Here is a 2,439-nt window from a genome sequence, read left to right on the forward strand (position 1 = left end):
AAACGATCAAAGAATTCATTCGATCCATCGCAGCGGAAAATTGGGACTGGGAACGGCTACGGTTGCCGGTTTTAAATATGCGATTGAAAACCACTATGATCTGGTTTTGAATCTGGATGCCGACTTCAGCCACCCCCCTCGCTTCATGCCCGATCTGGTGGCAGCCACGCAAGAGGCCGACGTGGCGATTGGTTCCCGTTATGTGCCCGGCGGGAAAATCGAAGGCTGGGGACCCAAACGCTATTTTATGAGTGGCGCGATCAACTGGTATGCCCGCCTGTTACTGCGACTGAAATCGCGCGACTGCAGCGGCAGTTTTCGCTGCTATCGGGTGGCTAAGCTGGCGGAGATCGATTTTTCTCTGCTGCGAGCCAGAGGCTACGCGTTTCAGGAAGAGATTCTCTACCGCTGTCGACGGGTGGGATGTACCTTCAAGGAAGTCCCCTTCACGTTCGAAGAACGCCGGTTTGGCAGTTCGAAGATCAATCTGAGTGAAGCGTTTTCTGCGCTGTGGGTGATGTTCGTCCTCGGAGTCGATAACTGTTTAGGAAAGCGTGTTCGTACCAACCCCGCTGAACCTGCGAAATAAACGGACATGACAACCCTAGATGAGACTCTGGGCCAGATGAGACTCAGGTATGGCTGTGTGATTCATCGGGGAATGTCCCTTCGCGGACGTCATTCGCGTAGGCTTGAAAGGCTGCCGTCATTTCTGATGCGAAGTTGGCATATTTCTTCAGAAACCGCGGATGAAAATCGGCGTTCATCCCTAACATGTCAGGCGTGACCAGAACCTGCCCGTCGCAGCCCGGTCCCGAACCGATGCCAATGGTTGGGATCGTGACGGTGTCGGTAATCATTTTCGCAATCGGTGCGGTAATCATTTCGAGCAGAATCCCGAAGGCCCCTGCTCTTTCCGCCGCCAGAGCGTCTGCGATCAGTTGATCTTCATCCCGTTGGATTTTTCCCATCCCACCGATCGCACGCACTGATTGCGGTTTCAGACCCAGGTGTGCCATTACAGGAATGTCGGCAGAAGCGATGGCTTCGATTGTTTTTGCCTGGTTCATGCCCCCTTCCAGCTTGACGGCGTCGGCGCCGGTCTCTTTCAGTATCCGTCCCGCATTTTCCAAAGCCTGTGCAGGAGAGACATGAAATGACATGAAGGGCATGTCCACAATGACCAGTGCCCGTTGAACCGCGCGGACGACCATTTCGCCGTGATAAATCATTTCATCCACGGTCACCGGCAGTGTGGTGCTCTTTCCCTGGACAACCATTCCCAAAGTGTCGCCTACCAGCAGACAGTCTAAACCGGCTTCATCCAGAATTTTTGCTGACAGATAATCGTAAGCAGTCAGCATCGTAATCTTCTGTTTTTTTTCCTTAGTGGCAAGAAATCGCGGGACGGTAAACTTTTTAGGCCGTGCAGGGGAAGTATTCGACACGGAACTCTCCTTAAAAACGCTCAGCAAGTCTGGCCGAACAGCCAGCAGTGGCTCATTGACAGATTATAGTCGCTCTCTCATCCGGATGGGGCTCCACAATAGAAAAAGCAGGTCCGTATTCGCAAGACCCGGCTCTGCTTTTCTTCAAAATCACAGACAGGCAAGATACTGTGTTATTTTGCAGCGTACGATATTGCACCACCTGTTGCATAATGCTACGGGTTCTCCAGGTGATCTCAGACGACTCAAGTTATGCTGGGAAATTTATAATATTATAAGTGATACGAAATAAACGAGTTACAGTTTGTTTTGCAAATTTTTTTCTGAATGGTATGACTAATGCTTCTATAGATCAGCAGCGATGGTGGCAGGCGTTGGCCCGCACTTGCTCCATTCAGCACAGAAAAGGTGCTTCAGTCATTCACATGATTCGAAGCACCTTTTTTTATTTCCCAAAAGCTTTCTGGAACCTGATTTTCTGGCTCTGCTTAAAAACGTGGACTCCCACCATCTGGAATTCCTCTCCTTACTTCATTAGGATTGTGCCACACGCCAAGTTCGTACGCTGGTTGTGTTTCAGAATTCAATTCCACTGGCTACTTCTCTTACGGAAAATCTGTTTTGATGATTTCTGGGGGAGAGAATGCATATCAGGAGGGTACCAAACGTGCCAGAAAAAGTTGTCGTGATCGGATCAGGACCCGCTGGTTGGGCCGCTTGTATTTATACATCCCGTGCCAATCTGGAGCCGCTCTGTTTTGAGGGAGCGATTACAGAAGAAAACCGTCTGCAGGGCACCCTGCCTCTGGGACAGTTGGCGTTAACCACGGAAGTCGAGAACTACCCCGGATTTCCTGCGGGGAACCTGGGAGCCTACCTGGATGACTCGATCGATAAATCCAAGCGGCAGTATATGGCCCCGCATCTGGGCGAAGGTGTGAGTGGACCGGAGCTGATGGAACTGATGCGTCAGCAGGCAATCAATTTTGGA

The 2,439-nt window shown here is 50.9% G+C and carries 3 protein-coding genes; 2 read left to right on the forward strand and 1 reads right to left on the reverse strand.

Features of this window, described 5'->3' with window-relative positions; genetic code table 11:
* Positions 1-589, forward strand: a 589-nt coding sequence (locus Q0294_RS17780; protein WP_299468140.1) for a polyprenol monophosphomannose synthase, incomplete at its 5' end; no start/stop codon positions are given.
* Between the two features lie 43 nt (positions 590-632).
* Here the strand turns inward: Q0294_RS17780 and panB are convergent.
* Positions 633-1,448: a 3-methyl-2-oxobutanoate hydroxymethyltransferase gene (panB, locus tag Q0294_RS17785; protein WP_299468141.1), complete on the reverse strand. Its 816-nt coding sequence runs from the start codon at positions 1,446-1,448 to the stop codon at positions 633-635.
* A 667-nt stretch (positions 1,449-2,115) separates the two neighbouring features.
* On the opposite strand from panB, the gene Q0294_RS17790 reads away from it, so the two are divergent.
* On the forward strand, positions 2,116-2,439 hold a 324-nt coding region (locus tag Q0294_RS17790; protein ID WP_299468142.1), incomplete at its 3' end, for an FAD-dependent oxidoreductase.

Source organism: uncultured Gimesia sp. (genome assembly GCF_937919775.1).
Classification (GTDB): Bacteria; Planctomycetota; Planctomycetia; order Planctomycetales; family Planctomycetaceae; genus Gimesia.